Annotated in this window: 15 protein-coding genes; 8 read left to right on the plus strand and 7 right to left on the minus strand. The window is 69.8% G+C overall.

Annotation, left to right across the window (positions count from 1 at the left end):
* Window positions 1-151: 151 nt before the first annotated feature.
* Entirely contained in the window at window positions 152-1,756 is a 1,605-nt protein-coding gene (ffh, locus tag HD599_RS11035; RefSeq protein ID WP_184237387.1) for a signal recognition particle protein, read from the minus strand.
* A 99-nt stretch (window positions 1,757-1,855) separates the two neighbouring features.
* On the opposite strand from ffh, the gene HD599_RS11040 reads away from it, so the two are divergent.
* Together HD599_RS11040 and HD599_RS11045 are read left to right on the plus strand one after the other, a co-directional pair.
* Window positions 1,856-2,377, plus strand: a complete 522-nt coding sequence (locus HD599_RS11040; RefSeq protein WP_184237390.1) for a gamma carbonic anhydrase family protein — start codon at window positions 1,856-1,858, stop codon at window positions 2,375-2,377.
* Window positions 2,378-2,448: 71 nt separating this feature from the next.
* On the plus strand, window positions 2,449-3,315 hold the full coding sequence (locus tag HD599_RS11045) for an HAD hydrolase family protein (protein ID WP_184237393.1): 867 nt from the start codon (window positions 2,449-2,451) through the stop codon (window positions 3,313-3,315).
* Window positions 3,316-3,333: 18 nt separating this feature from the next.
* On the opposite strand, the gene ftsY is transcribed toward HD599_RS11045, so the two are convergent.
* Window positions 3,334-4,212 carry a signal recognition particle-docking protein FtsY gene (ftsY, locus tag HD599_RS11050; protein ID WP_184237396.1) on the minus strand — a complete coding sequence of 293 codons (879 nt, stop codon included), beginning with the start codon at window positions 4,210-4,212 and terminating at the stop codon, window positions 3,334-3,336.
* Window positions 4,213-4,289: 77 nt separating this feature from the next.
* On the opposite strand from ftsY, the gene HD599_RS11055 reads away from it, so the two are divergent.
* The 4 genes from HD599_RS11055 to HD599_RS11070 all read left to right on the plus strand — a co-directional run bounded on the left by HD599_RS11055 (window position 4,290) and on the right by HD599_RS11070 (window position 7,894).
* The gene (locus HD599_RS11055; RefSeq protein WP_184237399.1) at window positions 4,290-4,919 is read left to right on the plus strand and encodes a hypothetical protein; all 630 of its coding nucleotides are present in this window, start codon (window positions 4,290-4,292) and stop codon (window positions 4,917-4,919) included.
* Between the two features lie 61 nt (window positions 4,920-4,980).
* The gene (locus tag HD599_RS11060) at window positions 4,981-6,654 is read left to right on the plus strand and encodes an alpha-amylase family protein (protein ID WP_184237401.1); all 1,674 of its coding nucleotides are present in this window, start codon (window positions 4,981-4,983) and stop codon (window positions 6,652-6,654) included.
* 36 nt (window positions 6,655-6,690) lie between these two features.
* A complete protein-coding gene (locus tag HD599_RS11065; RefSeq protein WP_184237403.1) occupies window positions 6,691-7,272 on the plus strand; it encodes a hypothetical protein in 582 nt (193 codons plus the stop codon).
* A gap of 55 nt (window positions 7,273-7,327) precedes the next feature.
* Entirely contained in the window at window positions 7,328-7,894 is a 567-nt protein-coding gene (locus HD599_RS11070) for a histidine phosphatase family protein (RefSeq protein WP_184237406.1), read from the plus strand.
* Between the two features lie 7 nt (window positions 7,895-7,901).
* Here HD599_RS11070 and HD599_RS11075 read toward each other — a convergent pair whose 3' ends face one another.
* From HD599_RS11075 to smc, 5 genes are all read right to left on the minus strand, one after another.
* Window positions 7,902-8,663, minus strand: a complete 762-nt coding sequence (locus HD599_RS11075) for an ABC transporter permease (RefSeq protein ID WP_184237409.1) — start codon at window positions 8,661-8,663, stop codon at window positions 7,902-7,904.
* Window positions 8,660-9,448, minus strand: coding sequence for an ABC transporter ATP-binding protein (locus HD599_RS11080; RefSeq protein WP_184237411.1), 789 nt, complete (start codon window positions 9,446-9,448; stop codon window positions 8,660-8,662). The genes HD599_RS11075 and HD599_RS11080 overlap by 4 nt, the downstream gene beginning before the upstream one ends.
* Before the next feature lie 33 nt (window positions 9,449-9,481).
* Window positions 9,482-10,324 (minus strand): DUF4097 family beta strand repeat-containing protein, encoded by an 843-nt coding sequence (locus HD599_RS11085; RefSeq protein WP_184237414.1) that lies wholly within the window; start codon window positions 10,322-10,324, stop codon window positions 9,482-9,484.
* 77 nt (window positions 10,325-10,401) lie between these two features.
* A complete protein-coding gene (locus HD599_RS11090; RefSeq protein ID WP_184237417.1) occupies window positions 10,402-10,890 on the minus strand; it encodes a histidine kinase in 489 nt (162 codons plus the stop codon).
* 66 nt (window positions 10,891-10,956) lie between these two features.
* Window positions 10,957-14,499 (minus strand): chromosome segregation protein SMC, encoded by a 3,543-nt coding sequence (gene smc, locus HD599_RS11095; protein WP_184237433.1) that lies wholly within the window; start codon window positions 14,497-14,499, stop codon window positions 10,957-10,959.
* Window positions 14,500-14,619: 120 nt separating this feature from the next.
* Between smc and HD599_RS11100 the strand changes: the two genes are divergently transcribed.
* Entirely contained in the window at window positions 14,620-15,714 is a 1,095-nt protein-coding gene (locus tag HD599_RS11100) for a GNAT family N-acetyltransferase (RefSeq protein ID WP_184237437.1), read from the plus strand.
* On the plus strand, window positions 15,711-16,781 hold the full coding sequence (locus tag HD599_RS11105; RefSeq protein ID WP_184237440.1) for a GNAT family N-acetyltransferase: 1,071 nt from the start codon (window positions 15,711-15,713) through the stop codon (window positions 16,779-16,781). The genes HD599_RS11100 and HD599_RS11105 overlap by 4 nt, the downstream gene beginning before the upstream one ends.
* The last annotated feature ends 3 nt before the right edge of the window (window positions 16,782-16,784 follow it).

The following is a 16,784-nucleotide window of genomic DNA, read 5'->3' on the forward strand; positions in this document are numbered from 1 at the left end:
CGGCGAGCCTAGGCGCGGGCGTGCCTGAGCGAAACCCAACGTTTTCGGGGGTTCGGACGTGCCGAGGGCTAAACCCGGCAGCGCGGTGCCCGATCGGCGTCACGCCGCCGGTCAAGCGACAGCGCGGCGCCGAATCAGCGGCGCAGCTTGGCTAGCGCCCGAGGAACTTCTGCAGCGACGCGAGTTCGTCCTCGCTCGGGCCGCCTGCCGGGGGCTTTGCGCCACCGAGGCCGAAGCCCGAGCCCTTGGGGGCGGCCGAGGCGGCGGGTCCGGCCGCGAGCGCGGCGTTCTCCGCGGCACGCTTGGCCGGGTTGCCCGACTTGGAGCCCTTCTTCTTCGGCGCCTGCTGCTTGCCGAACTTCTGGCCGGGGATCGGTCCCATGCCGGGGATGTTGGGCACGCCGCCCTTGGCGACGGTCTTCATCATCTTCGCCGCCTGGTCGAAACGGTTGACGAGGGCGTTGACCTCGGTCACCGTCGTGCCGGAACCGCGCGCGATGCGCACGCGGCGCGAGCCGTTGAGCAGCTTGGGGGTGCGGCGCTCGGCGAGGGTCATCGACTGGATGATCGCCTCGGTGCGGGTGATCTCCGACTCGTCGAAGTTGTCGAGCTGCTCGCGCATTCCCTTGGCGCCCGGCAGCATGCCGAGCATCGCCTTCATCGAGCCCATCTTCTTGAGCTGTTGCATCTGGCTGAGGAAGTCCTCGAGCGTGAAGCTGTCGGTCGCGAATTTCTCCGCGATCTTCATCGACTCTTCTTCGTCGAAGTTCTTCTGCGCCTGCTCGATGAGAGTCAGGATGTCGCCGAGATCGAGGATGCGGCTCGCCATGCGGTCGGGGTAGAAGGGCTCGAAGTCGTCGAGCGATTCACCCGTGGAGGCGAAGATGATGGGGCGACCGGTGACCGAGGCGACGGACAGGGCGGCGCCACCGCGCGCGTCGCCGTCGAGCTTCGTCAGCACGACGGCCGTGAAGTCGACACCGGCCTGGAAGGCCTTGGCCGTGGCGACGGCGTCCTGGCCGATCATGGCGTCGATCACGAAGAAGACCTCGTCGGGGTCGATGGCCTTGCGGATGTCGGAGGCCTGCTTCATCAGCTCGGCGTCGACACCGAGGCGGCCGGCCGTGTCGACGATGACCACGTCGTACTGTTTGTCCTTGGCGTACTTGAGCGCGTCCTTCGCCACCTTGACCGGGTCGCCGCCCTTGCTGCCGCCGAAGAACCCGCGGCTGGGCGTGGGGTCTTCGCCGGAGGTGTTGCCGGCCTCGGGCGCGAAGATCGCGACACCGGCCTGCTCGGCGACGACGGTCAGCTGCGTGACCGCGTTCGGGCGCTGGAGGTCGGCGGCGACGAGCAGCGGCGTGTGGTTCTGGCCGGCGAGCCACTTGGCGAGCTTGCCCGCGAGGGTGGTCTTACCCGCACCCTGCAGGCCGGCGAGCATGATGATCGTCGGTCCGGTCTTGGCGAACTCGATACGGCGCGCCTCGCCGCCGAGGATCGCGACGAGCTCGTCGTTGACGATCTGCACGACCTGCTGCGACGGGTTGAGCGCTTTCGAGACCTCGTCGCCGAGGGCGCGTTCGCGCACCTTGCCGGTGAAGTCCTTGACGACGTCGAGTGCGACGTCGGCGTCGAGCAGGGCGCGACGGATCTCGCGTACCGTGCCGTCGACGTCGGCGGGGCTGAGCTTGCCCTTGCCGCGCAGGTTCTTAAAGGTTTCCGACAGACGGTCGGAGAGATTTCCAAAGGTGGCCATGATCGCACCAGTTTAACCGCGCGCGGGCCGTCTCGCCGCGCGCTGACCGAACCCGAGAAAATTTTCCCCCGCGCGCACCCCGTGTCATACCCTGAAGAGATGCCTCTCATCGTGCCCTTCGGTACCGGATCGCCGTCCATCGACCCCAGCGCGTGGGTCGCCCCGAACGCCACACTCGTCGGCGCCGTCACCGTGGACGCCCACGCGAGCGTCTTCTACGGCGCTGTGCTGCGGGCGGACATCGGCGAGATCCACCTCGGCCCGGGCAGCAACGTGCAGGACAACGTGACGATGCACATCGACGGCGGCGGCCGGGTCGAGATCGGCTCGCGGGTGAGCGTCGGGCACGGCGCCATCCTGCACGGCTGCACCGTCGAAGACGACTGCCTCATCGGTATGGGGTCGACCGTGCTGAACGGCGCCGTGATCGGCGCAGGATCCCTCGTCGCCGCCGGCGCCGTCGTGCTCGAGAACACGGTGATCCCCCCGGGCTCGCTCGTCGTCGGAGTACCCGCCAAGGTCGCCCGCCAGCTCTCCGCGGGGGAACGCGCCGGCCTCGTCGACAACGCGCGCCGCTACGCCGAAATCAGCCCCGCCCACCGAGCGGCGAACGGCGGCTGAACGGGGTCGGCGGTGTGACGTAGCCTGAGCAGGCCGCTTCAGGGCACACCCCGACCCGCAAGGAACCACCCGTGACGTCTCTCGCGCCCGCCGGCCGCTACTCCGACTGGCAGCCCGCCCCCGTGCAACTCGTGGTCTCCGACCTCGACGGCACGTTCCTGGGAACGACGGAGACACCGTCGACGACGGTCACGGATGCCGCGGCCGCCCTAGTCGCAGCCGGTATCCGTTTCTCGTTCGCCACGGGGCGTCTGCCCGCCGGACTCCCCGACCTTGCCGAACTCGCTGCCGGCCCGCACATCGTGCACAACGGTGCCCAGGTCGTCGAACAGTCGCCGGCCGGCCACGCGACCACCTTCTCCCTCGCCCCGGAACAGGCGACGCTGCTGGCCGCGGTCTGCCGCCGGTACGACGTCTACGCCGAGTTCTACACCGAGGCGGGGTTCTACGTCACCAGCCGCGACCCGCTGGCCGACGGCGCGTGGGAGCTGATGATGGGCAGCCCGATCGGCATCGTCACCGACGAGGTCATCGCGGCCACGACGATCCTCAAGGCCACCATCGCCGACTACACCGGAGTGCACACCCCGGCGCTCATGGTCGAGATCGCCGCGATCGGACTCGCCGGCGAGGAGTCGACCGCACCCGCCCTGCCCGACGCCGTGTTCATCAACGCGACGGCGCCCGGCGTCTCGAAGGGCGCCACCCTCCGCTGGCTCTGCGACCGGCTCGGCATCCCTCTTGCCGCGGTCGCCGCGATCGGCGACGGCCGCAACGACTCGTCGATGTTCCAGATCGTCGGCACCGCGATCGCGATGGGCAGCGCCCCCGACGACGTCGTGGCACTCGCGCACTTCGTCGCGCCCGACGTGTTCGACGACGGTGCCGCCGTCGCGATGCGGGCGCTGCTCGAGGCCCGCGCGGACGACGCGGCCTGACTAGACCGCTCGGCCTGGCTAGCCGACCAGGTGCTGCACGAAGACGTGCGGCGTGAAACCGGTGAGGTCGTTGACGCCCTCGCCCTGCCCGATGAGCTTGATCGGGATGCCGGTGCGCTCCTGCACGGCGAGCACGAACCCGCCCTTGGCCGACCCGTCGAGCTTGGTGATGACGAGTCCGGTGACACCGGCGCTCTCGATGAACGCCTCGGCCTGGGCGACGCCGTTCTGCCCGGTGGTCGCGTCGAGCACGAGCAGCACCTCGGCGATCTCGGTCTGCTTCTCGATCACGCGGCGGATCTTGCCGAGCTCGTCCATGAGCCCGCTCTTGGTCTGGAGGCGGCCGGCCGTGTCGATGATGGCGATCTCGATGCCCTCGCGCTGGGCGCGTTCGACTGTTTGGAAGGCGACGGATGCCGGATCCTGGCGCTCCTGCTGCGGTCGCACGATCTCGGCCCCGCCGCGTTTCGCCCAGGTGGCGAGCTGCTCCACGGCAGCCGCGCGGAACGTGTCCGCCGCCCCGACGACGACGGTGCGGCCGAGGGTGGTGAGGAACTTGGCGAACTTGCCGATGGTCGTGGTCTTGCCGACGCCGTTGACGCCGACGACCAGCACCACGGCGGGACGCGCGGAGAGATGGAGCGTGGGATCGTGTTTGGCGAGGCGTTCTTCGAGGCTCTCGCGCAGCATCCGCCGCAGGTCTTCGGGGTCTGTCGTCTTGAATCTGGCGACGCTGGCCCGGAGTTCGTCGACGATCGATTCGGTGATGTCGGGGCCGAAGTCGGCGACGAGCAGGGCGTCCTCGAGCTGCTCCCACGTGGTGTCGTCGATCGTGGGGCGTGCGAACATGCCGCGCAGAGCGTTGCCGAGCGACCAGGGATTCGAGCGTTCAGCCATGTGCCGATTCTACCGACGCGAGCGCGAGGGGCCGCGCCAGCTAGTCTGGCCCACACGACACTCACCCGGGGGAACCGATGACCGTGCAGACTCTCAGGCCTCAAGCGCCGCCGCTCTCGCAGTACGGCGTGGGCGTGCTCGCCCTCGTCGCGATCGTGATCGTCGCCAGCCTGTCGTACGACGACGCCCTGCTCGCCTTCTTCTGGTTCGGCGCGGGGACGCTCGTGCTGATCGCCGTGGTCGCCGTGTTCCTCGCGCTCCACCGGCAGAACTCGTCGATCTCGCTGGAGCCCGGCGCGGTCTGGCACCGCAGCCTGTTCGGGCGCACACGACGCGTCGACGCGACATCCGTGGCGACCGTACTCGTCATCGACAGCTACTCGACCCTGGTCAACCCGATCTCCCGCACGCGTGCCCACGAACCGACGACGTTCTTCCTCGACCACACCGGGGCGACCGTCCTGCGCCTGCGTGGCAGCCTGTGGAGCACCGAGGCGATGAGCGCCGTCGTCGCCTCGGTCACCGCCGTCACGCCCGCCCGGGTCGTGAACGAGATCTCGGCGACGCCGCAGTCGGTGAGTGCCCAGTACCCGCGCGCCATCAGCTTCTTCGAGGCACACCCGATGCTCGTCGCCGTGATCGTCAGCGCGACGGCTCTTGTACTCCTGATCGTTGTGCTCGTCGCCGTCGCCTTCGCCCTCTCCTAGCGAGGCCGCTGTCGAGACCGCTTTCCTAGCGACATTGAGGTCCGCTCGATAGCGTTGCACGATGAGGATCACCGATACCAGCGACCTGTGGTGGAAGACCGCCGTCATCTACTGCCTCGACGTCGAGACGTTCATGGACTGGAACGACGACGGGGTCGGCGACTTCGAGGGCCTGTCGCACCGCATGGACTACCTCGCCGAACTCGGTGTCACCTGCCTCTGGCTGATGCCCTTCTACCCGACGCCCGACCAGGACGACGGCTACGACATCTCCGACTTCTACGGCGTCGACCCGCGGCTCGGCAACCACGGCGACTTCGTCGAGGTCGTCCGCACCGCCCGCGACCGGGGTATGCGCGTCATCATCGACCTCGTCGTCAACCACACCTCCGACAAGCACCCGTGGTTCCAGGCCGCGCGGTCGAGTAAGAGCTCCCCGTACCGCGACTACTACGTCTGGCGTGACGAGCCGCCGGCCAACCCCGCCGCCTCGGTTTTCCCCGGCGAGGAGTCGGGCGTCTGGAACTTCGACGAGCGCACCGGCCAGTACTATCTGCACAGCTTCTACAGCCACCAGCCCGATCTCAACGTCGCGAACCCCAAGGTGCGCGAGGAACTCGAGAAGATCATCGGCTTCTGGCTGCAACTCGGTGTGTCCGGCTTCCGCGTCGACGCCGTGCCGTTCCTGCTCGACCCCAGCGGCGTGATGCCGGGCAAGGGCGAGCTGACCGACCCGATGGGGTTCCTCCGCTCGCTCCGTGCCTTCCTCGGCCGCCGCTCGGGCGAGGCGATCCTGCTCGGCGAGGCGAACCTGCCGCACGAGGACCAGGTCGACTACTTCGGCGGCGAGGACGGCGACGCTCTGACCATGCAATTCGACTTCGTGGTGATGGCGAACCTCTACCTGTCGCTCGCCCGCGCCGACGCGCGGCCGCTCGCGGCGGCGCTGGCCGACCGTCCCCCGATCGCCATCGGGTCGCAGTGGGCGAACTTCGTGCGCAACCACGACGAACTCACCCTCGACAAACTGAGCGACGACGAGCGCGAGGAGGTCTTCGCCGCGTTCGCCCCCGAGCAGAGGATGCGCGTCTACGACCGCGGCATCGTGCGACGTCTGCCGCCCATGCTCGACGGCGATCCCCGCCGCATCCGCATGGTGTACAGCCTGCTCTTCTCGCTCCCGGGCACCCCGGTTCTGTTCTACGGCGAGGAGCTCGGCATGGGCGAGAACCTCGACATCCCCGGGCGGCAGTCGGTGCGCAGCCCGATGCAGTGGACCGCCGAGAAGAACGGCGGCTTCTCGAACGCCCGACCCTCCCGGCTCGCGGCCCCGGTCACCGGCGGCGGCTACTCCCCCGAGCACGTCAACGCCTCGGTGCAGCGTCACGACCCCGATTCGATGCTGCGGTTCATGCGCACCCTCATCGAGCGATACCGGGCGTCGGCGGAGATCGGCTGGGGCGATTTCACCCTGCTCGAGCAGGACGACCCCGCCGTGCTCGCGCACCGGGTGACGGGAGCCGAGGGCACCATGGTCGCGGTGCACAACCTCGGCCCCGAACCGACGACGGTCACACTCGCCCTCGATCTCGACGACGACCACCGTCTGGTGGACCTGCTCCTCGACGGCAGCATCACCACCCCCTCGCCGAAAGGGCGGGTCGAACTCGCCCTCGAGGGCTACGGCTATCGCTGGCTGCGGGTACTCGCGCCGGGAGAGAAGCGCCTGAGCTGACGCGCCGGAATGTGCCCGCGGCGTAGTCTTGTCGGCATGCAGACGGTCACGCCCTCGAGGGCGAACTACGCACGGTCGGTCCTCGCGACTTCCGGCATCGCGGTGCTGTTCGTGGTGATCGCGTTCGGCCGGCTCCGGGGCGAATCGCTCATGGTCGGCGTCGCCGTGATCGCCGTGACGTTCGCGGTCATGTTGCTCGGCGTCTTCCTGTTCTTCCACAACACGAAAATCGTCTGCGCGCCGGGGCGCATCGTCCGTTCAAACCTGTTCGGCGCGAAAACCGAGATCGGCACATCGGATGTCGGAACCGTCGTCCTGGTCGAACGTCTCACGGGCGCCACCCAGCAACCGGCCCCGTCGCTCCTCCTGCTCGACGAGGGCGGCAAGCCGCTCCTCCGGCTGCGCGGGGAGCTCTGGTCGATCGACGCCATGGGCGCCGTGGGCGGGTCGATGCTGCAGACGCCCGAGGTCATCTCGGAACCGATCACGACCGGCGAGCTGCGCCGGCGCCACCCGCTCTCGATCCCCCTGTGGGAGGCGCACCCCGTCGTCACGAGCCTGCTCGTCGCGCTCGCGATCGTCGTCGCGGTCGCCGTCATCGCCTTCGTGATCGCCTAGCGCCTCCCGGCGTCACTCGCGGACACCGTTCACCCGGGTGCGGCAGGATAGAAGCATGACTCTCGCCTTCATCCGCCACGGACAGACCAATTGGAACTTCGAGAAGCGGCTGCAGGGGTCCACCGATATCCCGCTCAACGACACCGGACGCGAGCAGGCCCGCGCCGCCGTCGCCGTGCTCGACGGCGTGGACTGGGAAGTGATCGTGAGCTCGCCGCTCAGCCGCGCCCGCGAGACCGCGGCCATCATCGCCGCCGGCCTCGACATCGAACTCGGCCCGGCCTACGACGAGCTGGTCGAGCGAGACTACGGCGAGGGAGAGGGCGCGACCGCCGAGATCATCGCCGAGCGCTGGCCGGACAAGGCGTACCCCGGCCTCGAGTCGCTCGACTCTGTCGTGGCGCGCGGAATCGCCGCACTCGAACGTATCGACGCCGAGTACGGCGACCGCAACACCCTCATCGTCTGCCACGGCACGATCATCCGCTACACGCTCGCCGCCCTGGCCGGCCGCGAGTTCGACCAGATCCTCAACGGGTCGGTCGCGACCTTCGAGCGTCAGGGCGAGGAGTGGCGCGTGCTGAGCGTCAACGACGAGCCGCTGACGGAGATCGTCAACTGAGGCGCGCCTAGGCGACCTTGCGCCGGTACGCCGCCATCGCGAACACGTAGGCGACCACGAGGATCCCGGCGCACCAGGCGAGCGCGACCCACAGGTCGCCGCCGACCGGTTGCCCGCCGAACAGGTCCTGGATCGAGTTGACGATCGACGTCACGGGCTGGTTCTCCGCGAACATGCGGACCGGTCCCGGCATCGACTCCGTGGGCACGAACGCCGAGCTGATGAACGGCAGGAAGATCAGCGGGTAGGAGAACCCCGTCGCCCCGTCCATCGTCTTCGCCGAGAGGCCGGCGACGATCGCGAGCCAGGTCAGCGCGAGCGTGAACAGCGCCAGGATGCCGAACACGGCGAGCCAGTCGAGCACGCCCGCCGATGTGCGGAACCCCATCAGCAGCCCGACGAGCACGATGATCACGACCGTGATGCCGTTCGCCACGAGCGACGTGAGCACGTGCGCCCAGAGTACCGACGACCGCGCGATCGGCATCGAGTGGAACCGCTCGAAAATGCCGCTCTGAAGGTCGGTGAACAGCCGCAGGCTCGTATAGGCGATGCCCGAGGCGATGGCGATCAGCAGCACACCCGGCAGGATGTAGTCGATGTACTCCTGCGAACCCGTGTCGATCGCCCCGCCGAAGACGTAGACGAACAGCACCATGATGGCGATCGGCGTGATCGCGGTGGTGATGATGGTGTCGGCACTGCGGAAGATGTGCCGCAGCGACCGGCCGAGCAGCACCGACGTGTCGGTGAAGAAGTGCGTGTTCATGACCTGTTCTCCCGTGTCTCGTCTGTTGCGTCGCTCCCCACGAGTGTGAGGAAGATGTCTTCCAGGGTGGGCTGCTTCTCGACGTACTCGACCGTCGCCGGCGGGAGCAGCCGCTTCAGCTCGTCGAGCGTCCCGTTCGCGATGATGCGCCCCTGGTGCAGGATCGCGATGCGGTCGGCGAGCTGCTCTGCCTCGTCGAGGTACTGCGTGGTGAGCAGCACCGTGGTGCCCCGGGTCGCGAGTTCGCGGATCACCCGCCACACCTCGAGTCGCGCTTCCGGGTCGAGCCCGGTGGTCGGCTCGTCGAGGAAGATCACCGACGGCTGACCGATCAGGCTCATGGCGATGTCGAGCCGGCGGCGCATGCCTCCCGAGTACGCAGAGACCTTCCGGGATGCCGCATCGGCCAGGTCGAAGCGTTCCAGAAGCTCGTCCGCGATCTGTCCGGCAGCGTCGAGGTGCCGCAGCTTGGCCACCAGCACGAGGTTCTCGCGTCCGCTCAGCACGTCGTCGACGGCCGCGAACTGCCCGGTCAGGCTGATCGACTCGCGCACCCGCTGGGGGTCGGCCGCGACATCCACACCGTTGACGGCGGCAACGCCGGCGTCGGGCTTCAGCAGTGTCGACAGGATGCGGATGATCGTGGTCTTGCCCGCCCCGTTCGAGCCGAGGAGCGCGAAGACGCTGCCGGGTGCGACGTCGAAGTCCACCCCGCGCAGCACGCTCAATTCTTTGTATGACTTTTCCAGGCCCCGCAACCGGATCGCGGGTTCCGTTGTGTTCATGGTTCGTCCTTTCTCTTCTCGGTGCGCCCGCGGTCAGCGGGCGCGGGTGATGGTGATGTCGCCGCGCGTGCGCACGCGCACCGCGACGGCCGTTTCGGGAGCGTCGGGCGCGCGGTCGCCGTCGAGCTCGTTGCGCACCCGGCCGTCTTTCGACGCGAGGTCGAGCCAGGCCGGCACACCGGGCAGCACGCCGACCTCGACGTTGCCGAAGCCGCCCTCGACCCGCACGGAACCACTCGCGACCTCGGCCAGCCGCACGCTGCCGTACGCCGACTTCACCGCGACCGAGGCGGCCGCGCGGTCGATACCGATGTCGCCGTAGGAGAGCTTCGCGTCGAGCTCGCCGCCGCTAGCCCCCACCGCGATCGAGCCGTACGAGGCTTTGAGGACCGCGTCGCCGGCGACGCTGCCGACCCGGATCTGGCCGTGGTCGGCGGTGACGGTGAGCCCGCCGGCGACGGCGTCCGCGGTGACGTTGCCGTGCCCGGCCCGCACCCACAGGTCACCGGCGGACGCGACATCCACCGCCCCCATCGATGCCTTGATGCGTGTCGCGCCAAGGGTGCCGATCGTGCGCACGTTGCCCATCGCGAGCTCTGCGGAGAGCCGGGAGCCGGTCGGGAGCTCGATTCTCAGGTCGACCGATTCACTCGGGCCGATCCAGCTGATGCGGGGGCGCGGGCCGATGACGGTGAGCCGCTGGCCGTCGAATTCGACCTTCGTCTCGGCGGCGCCGCGGCGGTCGACGGCCTTGGCGGGGTTGGTCGGCTCGACGGACACGACGGTCGTATCGCGGTCGGTCGCGACGACCTCGATGATGCCGACGGGCAGGTTGACGGCGAGGTCGATGGGGGTGGGTGTGTTGAATTCAGGCATGCTGGCGCTTCCCTTCCTGAGGGCATGACGGTGAGACCGCGCGGTCGCGCGGACGGTTGAACGAGGGACGGGGCTGTCTAGCGCGCCCAGCCCGCGAAATTGTCGCCGGTGCGCAGGGTGCGCTGCGCCGACCGGCGTTGTCTCGGTTCGAGTGCGGCGGCGACGGCCCGCACGAGCCAGGTGTTCACGGAGAGACCGTCGGCGGCCGCCGCGTCGTCGACCCGGGCCTTGAGGGCGTCGGGCAGACGGAGCGTCGTGCGTGAGGTGCTCTGGTCGTCGAGATCGACGGATGCCGCGGGCTGGTCGTCCCCGTCGGCATCCACGTGCGGCGCGGAAACCACGAACTCGACCTCGCGGCCGCGCAGCCGCAGGTCGACCGATCCCGGAGCGAGTTCGCGGGTGATCTCGCCGACCGCGGCCGAGAGCACGTCGAGCAGCACGAGCCGGGTGGCGGAATCCAGTCCGCCGGCGAGCCGTTCAGCGACGGCACGGGTGTCGTCCGTACCGTTCTCCGCGGTGCTCACCAGCTGACGCTGCAGGTCGTTGACGTACTGTCCGAGTTCCATGTCACCATAGTGACACCACAGTGGTGTCACGTCAAGCACCAATGGTGTCAGATCGTGGTGTCAGCCCTAGCTGGCGACTTCGACCACCGTCTCGGGCTCCTCGCGCACCACACGCTGACCGATGACGGCGCTGATGCCGTCGGCGCGCATCGACACCCCGTAGAGCGCGTCGGCGATCTCCATGGTGCGCTTCTGGTGCGTGATGACGATGAGCTGGGAGGTCTCGCGCAGGTCTTCGAAGATGGCGAGCAGGCGGCCGAGGTTGGCGTCGTCGAGCGCCGCCTCCACCTCGTCCATGATGTAGAACGGGCTGGGGCGCGCCTTGAAGATCGCGATGAGCAGGGCGACGGCGGCCAGCGACCGCTCTCCGCCGCTGAGCAGCGACAGGCGCTCGATCTTCTTGCCGGCGGGACGCACCGAGACCTCGATGCCCGTGGTGAGCAGGTTCTCGGGGTCGGTGAGGTGGATGCTGCCGGTGCCGCCCGGGAACAGCACGGGGAACACCGTGTCGAACGCGGCGCGGGTGTCTTCGAAGGCCGCCGCGAAGATGTCCTGCATCTTCTCGTCGATCTCCTCGATGATCGTGATGAGGTCTTTCCGCGTGTTGGTGAGGTCGGTGAGCTGCTCTGTCAGGAACTTGTGGCGCTGCTCGAGCGCCGCGAACTCCTCGAGGGCGAGCGGGTTGACCCGGCCGAGCTGGGCGAGCTTACGCTCGGCCCGGGCGAGGCGGGCCTGCTGCTCCTCTCGGACGAAGGGCATTCCGTCGCCCTGCTCGTCGCCGCTCGTCGCGTCGTCGGGGATCAGCTGCTCGGGACCGTACTCGGCCACCAGCACGTCCTCGACCAGACCGAGTTCTTCGCCGGCGCGTTCGAGCAGGGTGGAGAGCTGCAGCTTCTTCTCGTAGATCTGCATCTCGAGGCCGTGCACGTTCTCGCTCACCGTGGTGAGGCGTTCGCGCAGCGCGCGTTCCTGCGACCGGATCTCGGCGAGCTCGGCGTTCTGCTGGGCGCGCTCGGACTCGGCCGTCGCGAGTTCGAGGCGGGCGGCCGACACCGAGCGGTCGACGGAGTCGAGTACGGCGGGAAGCGCGGCGATGACGCCCTGCGCGGCCTGCACCTGGCGGCGGCGGATGACGGCGCGGCGGGCGGCCTCCTCGGCGGCCGCGCGCTCGGCATCGAGCTGGTCGGCGAGCTGCTTGGCCCGCAGTTCCTGGGCGCGCACGCGCTCGCGCGCGGTCTCGACCTGCAGGCGGGCCTCGATCTCCCGCTCGCGGGCGGCGTCGAGTTCGGCGTCGATGCCGTCTCGGGCGGCGACGTCGAGGATCGGACGCGGGCGCGACTGGGCGGTCTCGAGTTCGGACTGGGCGCGGGCGGCGCCGGCGACGGCGTCCGCGACGGTCTCGGCCGCGAGGCCCAGCCCGCGTTCGAGGCGCTCGGCTTCCGCCTCGGCCGCTTCGACCTGCACGCGGGCGCGGTTGAGCTTCTCGGTCTGCGCCGCCAGCTGCGAGTCGAACTCGCGCAGGCTGGCGAGGGCGCGCACCGACTGCTCTTTGGCGACCTTGACGGTTCCGCGCTGCTCGGCGAGGGCGAACTGGGCGCGCTCGATGAGCGAGGTGACCTCGGTGAGTCGGTGCTTCGCGGCGTCGCGGTCGGCGACGAGTTCGAGGCGGGAGCGCTTGGCACCCGAGCCGCCCTTGAGCACGTACCGGCTGAGCACGTCGCCCGCCTTGGTGATGACGGTGAGGGTGTCGGATGCCGCGGCGGACTCCCACACGGAGCGTGCGACGGCGAGATCGTCGGCGACCACGACGTCGGCGAGCAGTCCGAGCACGCCGTCGGGCGCGGTGACCACGCTCGGAGCGGAGACGGCGCCCGCGGGCAGGTCCACCGTGCGCGGGGCGACGGTTCCGGCGTCGGCGAGCAGCAACTCGACCCGGCCGAGTTCGTGCGACGCGGCGTGCGCGAGGGCGTCGGCCCCCGCGGAGCGGTCGTCGGCGAGCACGGCGTCGGCGAGGGAGCCCAGCGCGGCCGCGATCGCCGCCTCGAACCCGGGCTGCACCTGGATGTGTTCGGCGACCAGTCCGCGCACCCCGGCGAGCTTGGAAGCGACGAGAGCGCTCGAGCCGTCCTTCTGGTCGAGCGCGAGGGAGAGCGCGCCGACGCGGGCGCTCAGGGCGTCGCGTTCGCGCTCGTGGTCGTGCAGTTCTTCGCGCAGGCGGTCGATGTCGGACTCGGCCGCCACCACCTCGGCCTGCGCTGTCTGGTACAGGGCGTCGAGGTCGGTCTCGCTCGCGTCGGTGAGAGACGCGGTGTTCTCGATCTCGACGAGGTTGGCCGCGGCGGCCGCACCGCGGTCGCGGGCGGCGTCGAGGGCGTTCTGCTGGCGCAGGACCTCGCCGCGCACGGCGGCGAGCCGGGAGGCGGCGGTCGCGGCCTGCCCGGTGAGCTTGGAGATCTCGAGGTCGTGGCGTGAGACGAGCGAGCTCTGGTGCGCGATCTCCTCGTCGAGTGCGTCGAGGTTCGCGCGCGCCTCGACCGTCGCGGCCTGCGCCTCGCGCCAGGCCGTCTCGGCGTCGGCGATGGTGTCGGCGAGGCGCTCGGCCTCGTCGCGGGCATCGGCGACCATCGACGGCGTCACACCGGGCGCCTGGTCGGCGACCTCCGACTGCTGGCCGAGCAGCGCGAGCCGCTGGTTGGCGAGCGAGTAGAGGTTGCGCAGCCTCTCCTGCACCGATTCGAGGCCGAAGGCGGTGCGGCGGGCGAGGTCGACCGCGTCGCCGACCTGCTGCTGTTCGAGACGGTGCTCGCGCAGCTTGGCCTGGTCGAGCTGCTCCTGCAGCACGATGCGCTCGGTCTTGCGCTCCGACTCGCTGCGGCTCGAGGCGGTGATCGCGGCGCGCAGGTCGACGACCTCGTCGGCGAGCAGGCGGGCACGGGCGTCGCGAACGATGCTGGCGATCGACTGCGCCTCTTTGGCGATCTCGGCCTGATGGCCGAGCGGCTTGAGCTGGCGGCGGATCTCCCCGGCGAGGTCGCTCAGGCGGGTGAGGTTGGCCTGCATCGCGTCGAGCTTGCGGAGGGTCTTCTCTTTGCGGCGACGGTGCTTGAGGATTCCGGCGGCCTCTTCGATGAACCCGCGGCGTTCCTCGGGGCTCGCGCGCAGCACGGCGTCGAGCTGGCCCTGCCCGACGATGACGTGCATCTCGCGGCCGAGGCCGGAGTCGCTCAGCAGTTCCTGCACGTCGAGCAGCCGGCAGCTGTCGCCGTTGATCGCATACTCGCTGCCGCCGTTGCGGAACAGGGTGCGGCTGATCGTCACTTCCGCGTACTCGATCGGGAGAGCGCCATCCGCGTTATCGATCGTCAGGATGACTTCGGCACGGCCGAGCGGGCCCTTGGTCGAGGTGCCGGCGAAGATGACGTCTTCCATCTTGCCGCCGCGCAGCGACTTCGCACCCTGCTCGCCCATCACCCAGGCGAGGGCGTCGACGACGTTGCTCTTGCCCGAACCGTTGGGACCGACGACGCACGTGACGCCGCGCTCGAAGGCGAAGGTCGTCGGCTGAGCGAAGGACTTGAAACCTTTGAGGGTCAGGCTCTTCAGGTACACGAACCCACCTCTCCCCTCGGCCTAAAGTCTGGGTCAACGGTACCGGATTCGCGGGGCCGGACCGGTTGTACGCGCGGGCGGGCCGTTGTGCTGCCACCGCCACCCCGCGAGACTGGATCGATGACCAGCTTCAACGTTGAAGAACTGACCATCCCGTCTACCGTGTACGACGACGACGCGGCCGACTTCGTCGAGTCGGTCGTCGTACGCAACGCCGTCGAGACGGCGGGCTACGGTACCCCCGACCTCGCCTACACCCCGGCCGAGGTACTGCCCGGCTGGCTCGACACCGAGCACTCCCCGCGGCGCCTGTTCGGCGTGCGGGTCGACGGGAAGATCGTCTCCCGAGGCATGTACGAGAGGGGCACCGCCGCCGACGCGCGGGTGGCGTGGGCGGTCGTCGAGGTGCTGCCCGAGTACCGCGGACGCGGCATCGGCAGCGCCGTCGCCGACCGCATCGAGCAGATCGCCCGGCTGGACCGACGGCAGCGCCTGCTCGTCTACGTGGTGTCGCCCGGTTCCGACGGAGGGCCCGACGGCCCCGGCGAGCGCCTCGTGCCGCCGACCGGGTTCGGCTCGCTGCCCGCCGCAAACCCCGAGGTGCGGTTCCTCACCGCGCGGGGTTTCCGCCTCGAGCAGATCGAGCGGGCGAGCCGCCTGGCCCTGCCGCTGGACGAGCACGAGCTGCGGGGGCTGGTCGCCGCGGCATCCATCGCCTCTGGCCTCGACTACGTCGTGCACTCCTGGATCGACCACACGCCCGAGGAATGGCGCGACGACGTCGCCCGTATGTACACGCGGATGAGCACTGACGCTCCCTCGGCCGGGCTCGACGAACCGGAGGACGTCTGGACGACCGAGCGGCTCCTCGAGAGCGAACGACGCAACGAGGCCGACCCGCGCTCGATGCTCACCGTGGCGGCGGAGCATCGGCCGAGCGGCCGGCTCGTCGGCTATTCGCAGCTGTCGGTGCCGCCCGAGCCCGACCGGGCCGTGATCCAAGACGACACGCTCGTGCTGCGCGAGCACCGCGGACACCGGCTCGGCATGCTCCTCAAGGTCGCCAACCTCGCCGCGCTGCAGCACAAGCGGCCGGGACACCCGTCGGTGATCACCTTCAACGCGGAGGAGAACCGGCACATGCTGCGGGTGAACGAGGAGCTCGGCTTCGTGCCCATCGGCTACGAGGGCGCGTGGAGGAAAGACCTCCTGTGACTCTCGTCTCGGTCGACGACCTCGCCATCCCCGCCTCGGTCGAGGAGCCGGGTGCCGAGGCGTTCATCGAGATGACCCGCGTGCGCAACCGCATCTCGGTCGAGGCCACGGGCGGCTACGACCTCGCCGTGACTCCGGACGAGCTGCTGCCGGGCTGGCTCGACCAGCGGTTCGCGCCCAAGCGGATGCTCGTCGCCCGCATCGAGGGACGCATCGTCGGCAGGGCCGTCGCCGAGCTGCCCGTGCCCGGCTCCCCCGCCGCGTGGATCACCGTTGAGGTGCTGCCGGAGCTGCGGCATCGGGGAATCGGCGGAGCCCTGTACTCCGCGGTCGAGCGGCTGGCGGTGGATGCCGGGGCCACCGTGCTGCAGTCGTCGGTGCTGCAGGGCGAGAGCGGGTCGGTGGAACGCATCACCGCGCCGACCGGGTTCGGTTCGGTGCCGCGTGACAGCGAGACCACCCGCTTCCTCGTCGCCCGCGGGTACGGGCTGGAGCAGGTGACCCGGCTCAGCCGGCTCGAGCTGCCGGCCGACCGCGCAGACCTGCGGCGGCGCTTCGTGCGCGCCACCGCGATGTCGCGCGACTACCACCTCGCCTACTGGGCGGGTGCGACGCCCGACGAGTGGCTCGCGCACGTGGCGCGGCTGCGCGGCCGCCTCGCGACCGACGCCCCGCAGGCCGGCCTGGAGCCCGACCTGTCGCCGTGGACGCCCGAGCGGGTGCGCGACACCGACCGGGTCGCAGCGGCGAGCCCGGCGACGTCGCTCACCGTGCTCGCCGTGCACTCGCCGTCCGGCAACGCCGCCGGCTACACCACGCTCACGGTTCCCCGGCAGACCGCCCGCCCGGTCACGCAGGGCGACACGATCGTGCTGCAAGAGCACCGCGGGCACCGGCTCGGTCTGACCCTCAAGGTCGCGAACCTTCTGCGGCTCGGCGAGGTGGCGCCGGGCCACCCTCGCGTCGTGACCTTCACCGCCGAGGAGAACCGTCACATGCTCGCCGTCAACGAGTCCCTCGGCTTCCTGCCGTGGGGCTACGAGGGAGCGTGGAAGCGCGTGCTCTAGCTA

This window comes from Conyzicola lurida (genome assembly GCF_014204935.1).
Classification (GTDB): Bacteria; Actinomycetota; Actinomycetes; order Actinomycetales; family Microbacteriaceae; genus Conyzicola; species Conyzicola lurida.

What these genes read in the sequence shown, in the direction of transcription:
- HD599_RS11090 (WP_184237417.1), bottom strand. Translation starts at nt 10,890, where the DNA reads ATGGAACTCGGACAGTACGTCAACGACCTGCAGCGTCAGCTGGTGAGC.
- ffh (WP_184237387.1), bottom strand. Translation starts at nt 1,756, where the DNA reads ATGGCCACCTTTGGAAATCTCTCCGACCGTCTGTCGGAAACCTTTAAG.
- HD599_RS11085 (WP_184237414.1), bottom strand. Translation starts at nt 10,324, where the DNA reads ATGCCTGAATTCAACACACCCACCCCCATCGACCTCGCCGTCAACCTG.
- HD599_RS11055 (WP_184237399.1), top strand. Translation starts at nt 4,290, where the DNA reads ATGACCGTGCAGACTCTCAGGCCTCAAGCGCCGCCGCTCTCGCAGTAC.
- HD599_RS11065 (WP_184237403.1), top strand. Translation starts at nt 6,691, where the DNA reads ATGCAGACGGTCACGCCCTCGAGGGCGAACTACGCACGGTCGGTCCTC.
- HD599_RS11070 (WP_184237406.1), top strand. Translation starts at nt 7,328, where the DNA reads ATGACTCTCGCCTTCATCCGCCACGGACAGACCAATTGGAACTTCGAG.
- HD599_RS11060 (WP_184237401.1), top strand. Translation starts at nt 4,981, where the DNA reads ATGAGGATCACCGATACCAGCGACCTGTGGTGGAAGACCGCCGTCATC.
- HD599_RS11075 (WP_184237409.1), bottom strand. Translation starts at nt 8,663, where the DNA reads ATGAACACGCACTTCTTCACCGACACGTCGGTGCTGCTCGGCCGGTCG.
- HD599_RS11080 (WP_184237411.1), bottom strand. Translation starts at nt 9,448, where the DNA reads ATGAACACAACGGAACCCGCGATCCGGTTGCGGGGCCTGGAAAAGTCA.
- HD599_RS11040 (WP_184237390.1), top strand. Translation starts at nt 1,856, where the DNA reads ATGCCTCTCATCGTGCCCTTCGGTACCGGATCGCCGTCCATCGACCCC.
- HD599_RS11100 (WP_184237437.1), top strand. Translation starts at nt 14,620, where the DNA reads ATGACCAGCTTCAACGTTGAAGAACTGACCATCCCGTCTACCGTGTAC.
- ftsY (WP_184237396.1), bottom strand. Translation starts at nt 4,212, where the DNA reads ATGGCTGAACGCTCGAATCCCTGGTCGCTCGGCAACGCTCTGCGCGGC.